We start from the raw sequence: 5,667 nt of genomic DNA, 5'->3' as shown, positions 1-5,667 counted from the left end.
CTTGTTGCGACTGAGCGCTTCAGTGAGCGGTTGAGTTGGCGAGCTGAGCGCCCCTCCCCGAGGAGATGGTTCTCTCCAAGGCCGCCCTCGTCGTCGCGGCTGGTCAGATGTCGCCCGCGCGGGCCTTGGCATACCAGTCCGGAACGTGATCGTCGGCCAGGGCCACGATGCGGAGGATCACTGGAAGCATGTCCGGCACCGCGTTGGAGGCGACGGCACGGATCTCGTCCAGAACCCGGGCGAACTGAACGGAACCGACAGGCGCGTTCCAGGTGCGCTGCAGCTTGAAGGGATAGTCCTCCAGACTGTGGTGTCGGTGAACCACCCGCAGGTCGAAGGCGATCTCTGCCTCGTCGTCGAGCTTGTTGACCAGGCGCACCACGAACGAGAACTTCACCGCAGCCTTGCCGTCCTGATCCGGCGAGGTGAACTGCGCGCCGCGTTGATGTGCCCACGGGGGCATCAGCATGGGCAGCAGACGCGTCGCCTCGCTCGGCTCGGGCTGCGACTCGTAGTAGCGGAACTTGTTCTGGAGCATCCCGTCGACCACGCCGTAGAGGTCCGTGAAGAGAACGTCGAGCTCCAGGGCGAGCCGGTCCAGGAAGTTCCGGCGCTCCTGAGCCTGCTGCGCAGCCTCATGTGAGGCAGCGGTCAGGACAGCAAGACGGTCCTGCATCTCGGCGATCGACGCGGTCTCGCGCGATTCGGGCGGCTCGGCCAGACAGGCGCGGACCTCCTTCGCGAACTCGGCCATCGTCGGCCGGCCCGCCGGGTGGAGCACGGTGCAGCGCTGCATCAGCCGGTCCAGCTCGCCCGCCCATGGCAACGCGATGTGCCCCTGGAGGCTGTACTCGCCACCTGACCGGTACTCCCCCGGCAGCGGCCACCGGGTCCGACGCAGCAGCACCCACATCGTCTTCGCCAGCGACCAGACGTCCGCCGGGCCGCCGTCGACGTCATCGCCGGGCTCCAGCATCTCGGGGGCGTGGAAGTTCACCGGGCCGAGCTTCACCGCCGGGCTGGTGACGTCGCCCTTGCCCGGGAAGGTGACCAGTCCAAAGTCGCCGATCTCCCACCGGCCGTCACGCTGGAACAGGTTCGACGGCTTGATGTCGCGGTGGTGGACACCTTGCTCCGCCAGGACGGCCAGCGTCTCGGCGTAGGCGGCGACGGCCTCCAGCATCGTCTCCTCGGCCGGGGTGTCGCCGAGGGCCTCGTCCAGCGGGACGGCCAAGGGCATGACGTACCAGCAGATCTCCTGCGTGTCCTCGGGCACGTGCGAGTCGACGAGCGGCACGACGCCCTCGCCGGTGTAGCCGTGCAGGAACCTGATCTCGTCGGCGAACCTCCGGCGGCGGTCTTTCAGGGATTTCCCGAGGCCGAACATCTTGATCGCGTACCGGCCGTCGCCGCTCTCGCGGCGTGCTTCCCAGACCTCGCCGTTGCCGCCCTTGCCGAGGTAGCCGCGGCCGACCAGGGTCCATTCCCCCAGCCTGGCGCCCTCCTGCGGCCTCCAGTTCTTGCCGTCGACCTTTCCCACGGTGCCTTCCGTTCTCACGCCGAGCTCGTCCCGCTGTATTGTCCCGCGCCTTCGCGAGTGACCGCGAAGGCTTTCCCTTCAACTCCCTTTAACTTGCTGACGGCTACCGATGCGACTGCTCAACTCGCCAAGTGAAGCGCTCAGTCACACTTGTTGAGCCGAAGCACGCTAGTTGTCACAGGGACGGGACGGGCGGGGAAACTGTTGCTGGCCGCGGGTGCCTTTCGGGTCGCTCCCCTGCAGGGTGAGATGACACTGTCGTTCCTTGGGCGGATCGCGGACAGATACGGCCTGACGGTGCGGAGTCTGCTGTCGGCGGTCACCGAAGTGGCTGGCCAGCAGGGCGTCGTCGGGGCTCTGCAGGGCGACAGTGAGGTGTTCTTGAACGCCGCGGCCCGGGACCGGGTCGCGGCACTGTGTCGTGTGCCGCAGGCGGGCTTACGCCGCGCGTTGCCGGCCTGGACGCGGGAGGAGCCGCTGGGCCCCTCGAAGAAGAGGCCGGCGGCTCGGCTCCACAACGGGGTGGAGACGGTTGCCACCTGGGGTCCGGCGTGCCCGGGCTGTGTGGCTGCGCGGACGGGTCGCGTTGCACCAGCCCGGGTGTACCTGGCGGCGCACCAGCGGGTCTGCCCACGCCACCGGTGCTGGCTGATGGGCGTGCCTGGCAGCGGGGGCCGTGTCGTGGGGTTGGCCGGATGCCCGGAGGTGGTCCGGGCGCAGGAGGATCACCGCAGGCTGCTGCGCCGCTCCCCCGTCGCTGGTCCGGCGTTCGAGGTTGCTGAGGCGGTCACAGCCTGGTGGTGGGCGCAGGAGTGGCCCGAGGAACGCCTGTGGCCGGCGCGGCTGTGCGCGACGGTTCCCGAGGACGAGGATCCTGGGCGGTGGCGGATCCTGGCCCGCGGCTTGGTCACCTATCCGGAGACGGTGGCCGTCGCCGGGATGTTGGCAGACCAGACGATGAGGCGCCGTATCGCAACCCAGGTGCGCGGCCACCTCCCTTTCTGCCTGGGCGACCTCCCCGTGTTCATCAGTGAGCTGGCGCGCTGTCTGGAGCGGCCTTGGCTCACTGGTTGCCTGACATCGTGCATGGACGGACCGCTGTTCGCCTGGGCGCACCAGTGCAGCAAGGCGGCGGAAGTGCCCGATGACGACGGGCAGCGGTTGCTGTGGAAGGTCCATCCCGCGCACCGGCCTCGTCCCTTGGCTGACGAACTCGCCCAGCACCTGCAAGAGGTGGCCGGCGGTGAAGCCGCAGAGGCGCTGCCCCTCAAACGGCGGCGCGGGCACAGCCGCCAGGCCGACGAGGCGTTCGAAGCGGGCCTGACCCGTGCCCGGGCCTACGCGGCTGCGCGGGGGCATCTGGCCACACGGGCGGACACGCTCCAGGACGGCTTTCCTCTGGGGGCGTGGATGACCAACCAGCGCATGCTCCGTCTGGGGATGCCTGCCTGGCGCTGCGCCGCGCTGCGTGCACTGGACCCGTACTGGGACACGCCATGGCCGACCCTGTGGCAGCGCACCTACCACCAGGCCAGGTGTCACGTCGCGGCACAGGGCCCGTTGGATGCGCGGGGAGGATTTCCCGGTACCGGCCTCAGTCTGGGCGAGTGGCTGTACCTGCAGTGCACCCGGTATCCGGATCTGCATCCTGAGCAGCAACGGCTCCTTTCACGGCTGGGCATCGATGCCACGGCGGCTCAGGATGCCCGGCCCCGGCGTCGCAGTCAGCGCGCCGGGGAGCAGGAGGCGCTCCCTCTCTGACAGTCTCAACTGAGACACACGGTTTGTCGGGTTAGTCTGGATGGGCGAGACAGGAGATCCCCTCAGTATGGCCAGCATCACCCCGATACCCGCCGCCGGTGACGATCCGGCGCCGAAGCCGAAGCGGCGGACGTTTTCCGCGGCGTACAAGCTTCGGATCGTTGCCGAGTACGACGCCGCCCCGGCCGGGGAGAAAGGCGCGATCCTGCGCCGTGAGCGGCTGTACCACTCGCACATCATCGAGTGGCGCCAGGCCCGCGAGGCCGGCGCCCTGGGTGCCCTTGCCGACCGGCGGACCTCGGCGGTGCGGCCGAAGAAGGCGGCCGAGCAGGCCGAACTGGAGCGGCTGCGCAAGAAGGTCGCGCGGCTGGAGAAGGACCTGGCCCGCCGGGACGCGGCCCTGGAAGTCATGGGAAAAGGTGTGCCACGAACGCGGAGGCTGCTTGGGGTAGTTGAGTAGCCGTACGCGATGCTGCACGAGAGATGAAGGACTTTCGGCCCTTCGGAGTCGCCCTGCGGGGGGAGGCTTCAAACCGCCACATGCTGCGGAAGCGGTGACGCGACCGTGGTGAGCGACTGTGGAAAAGGCGTCCGTGAGGCGTCAGGTGGGGACCAGGGAGACGGAGCGCAGTCCCCTTGTGGGGATCGCTGTTGACGCGTCGTTATTGATGAAATGGCATCAGAACCGGGTGTTACTTTTTGGCCCGGGATGAGTCTGGCGGAAACCCGTTTACTGGCCAGGTGGTGCCCGGTGTGGAGGCGACGTGAATCTGGTCTGCTGCTTTCGTGCGGAACGTGGGAAGACACACTTCGATGCCTCAACTCTGCGTTTTTCACGCAGTGTTGTGAAAGGGAGCCTTCCAAGCGGACAACCCGCGAGGAACTGAGTACCGATGCGAAGTGTGTTGGCGGACCGGTTCGTAGTAGTGGTGAATCTCCTGCTGGGCGCGGTGGGAGCGGAGCGAAGGGGCCGGATTATCCGTGGTTCGTTTGTTCGGTCAACCAGGAGTTTCCTGGGAGGAGCTGCGTGGGCGAGCTGAAATCACAGATCAAGTCGTTCGAGATATCAAAGACGGAGGTCTGGGAGGCGTACCTGAAGGTCAAGGCCAATCAGGGTGCTCCGGGGGCGGATGGCTGCACGATCGAGGAGTTCGAGAAGGATCTGAAGGGGAACCTCTATAAGATCTGGAATCGGATGGCTTCGGGAAGCTATTTTCCTCCTCCGGTGAAAGGTGCGGAAATCCCGAAGTCGCATGGCGACGGGGTTCGTTTGCTCGGTGTGCCAACGGTCGCGGACAGAATCGCCCAGACGGTGGTGGCCGCTCATCTGGAGAAGCGGGTGGAGCCGGTGTTCCACCCGGACTCCTACGGCTACCGGCCGGGTAGGTCGGCTCTGAACGCGGTCGAGGCATGCCGGCGGCGGTGCTGGAAGAAGAAGTGGGCCGTCGATCTCGATGTCTCTAAATTCTTCGACAGCGTCCGCTGGGACCTCGTCATCAAGGCGGTGGAAACCCATACCGATGCCGCGTGGGTCGTGTTGTATGTGAAGCGGTGGCTTGCCGCTCCACTGCAACTTCCCGACGGCACCTTGCGGCAGCGAGATCGCGGAACCCCACAGGGGTCGGCGGTTTCTCCCGTGTTGGCGAATCTGTTTCTGCACTATGCGTTCGATCTGTGGCTCTCCCGGAATTTCCCGGACGTCCAGTTCGAACGCTATGCGGATGACGCAGTCGTGCACTGCGACTCCGAGCGCCGGGCCCGTGTGGTCCTGGCGGCGATCGGGAACAGGATGGAGGAGGTCGGACTGCAACTGCACCCGGCCAAGACCCGGATTGTTTACTGCGGAAGAGACGGGCGCCACGACGGTGTCGCGGCAACGTCGTTCACCTTCCTCGGTTTCACGTTCCAGCGTCGTCCAGCGCGAGACCGGAACGGAAAGATCTTCACTTCATTCCTTCCGGCGCCCAGTAAGGACGCCCTGAAGAAGATGAGTATGGAGGTCCGCTCCTGGCGGCTTCACATGCACATCGGCTACACCCTCGGCGAGTTCGCGCGATGGCTCAACCCCATCATCCGCGGCTGGATGCAGTACTACGGTGCGTTCTATCGCACCGAGCTGTATCCCCTCCTCAAGCGCATCAACTACTACCTGATGCGCTGGGTCCGCAAGAAATACCGGCGGCTGAAGACCTTCAAGAAGTTCCACCGGCGATGGAAGCAGGTCACCACCGCGTACCCGCTTTTCTTTGCCCACTGGAAATGGGTCCACTCGATCTGGTGACCAGGATAATAGGAGCCCGGTGACGGGAGACTGTCACGCCGGGATCTGTGGGAGCCCGGGGGTGAAATTCCCCCGGGCCACCCGA

4 protein-coding genes are annotated in these 5,667 nt (G+C 66.3%); 3 read left to right on the top strand and 1 reads right to left on the bottom strand.

All coding sequences use genetic code 11. From position 1 onward, the window contains the following. Nucleotides 1-103 precede the first annotated feature (103 nt). The gene (locus SZN_RS35010; RefSeq protein ID WP_007504721.1) at nucleotides 104-1,540 is read right to left on the bottom strand and encodes a serine/threonine protein kinase; all 1,437 of its coding nucleotides are present in this window, start codon (nucleotides 1,538-1,540) and stop codon (nucleotides 104-106) included. 150 nt (nucleotides 1,541-1,690) lie between these two features. Between SZN_RS35010 and SZN_RS35005 the strand changes: the two genes are divergently transcribed. From SZN_RS35005 to ltrA, 3 genes are all read left to right on the top strand, one after another. Next, nucleotides 1,691-3,301 (top strand): Helicase associated domain protein, encoded by a 1,611-nt coding sequence (locus SZN_RS35005; protein ID WP_341865612.1) that lies wholly within the window; start codon nucleotides 1,691-1,693, stop codon nucleotides 3,299-3,301. A gap of 67 nt (nucleotides 3,302-3,368) precedes the next feature. Continuing rightward, a complete protein-coding gene (locus tag SZN_RS41140; RefSeq protein WP_007504719.1) occupies nucleotides 3,369-3,761 on the top strand; it encodes a transposase in 393 nt (130 codons plus the stop codon). A gap of 567 nt (nucleotides 3,762-4,328) precedes the next feature. After that, nucleotides 4,329-5,582: a group II intron reverse transcriptase/maturase gene (gene ltrA, locus SZN_RS34995; protein ID WP_007504718.1), complete on the top strand. Its 1,254-nt coding sequence runs from the start codon at nucleotides 4,329-4,331 to the stop codon at nucleotides 5,580-5,582. Nucleotides 5,583-5,667: the final 85 nt, after the last annotated feature.

It is taken from the genome of Streptomyces zinciresistens K42 (genome assembly GCF_000225525.1).
Taxonomy (GTDB): domain Bacteria; phylum Actinomycetota; class Actinomycetes; order Streptomycetales; family Streptomycetaceae; genus Streptomyces; species Streptomyces zinciresistens.
Note: the sequence above shows the minus strand (reverse complement) of the source record. Positions and strands in the feature narration are given on the sequence as shown.

Bases quoted from the DNA above. Each gene is read 5' to 3' on its own strand.
- SZN_RS41140 (WP_007504719.1), top strand. From the start codon at position 3,369: ATGGCCAGCATCACCCCGATACCCGCCGCCGGTGACGATCCGGCGCCG.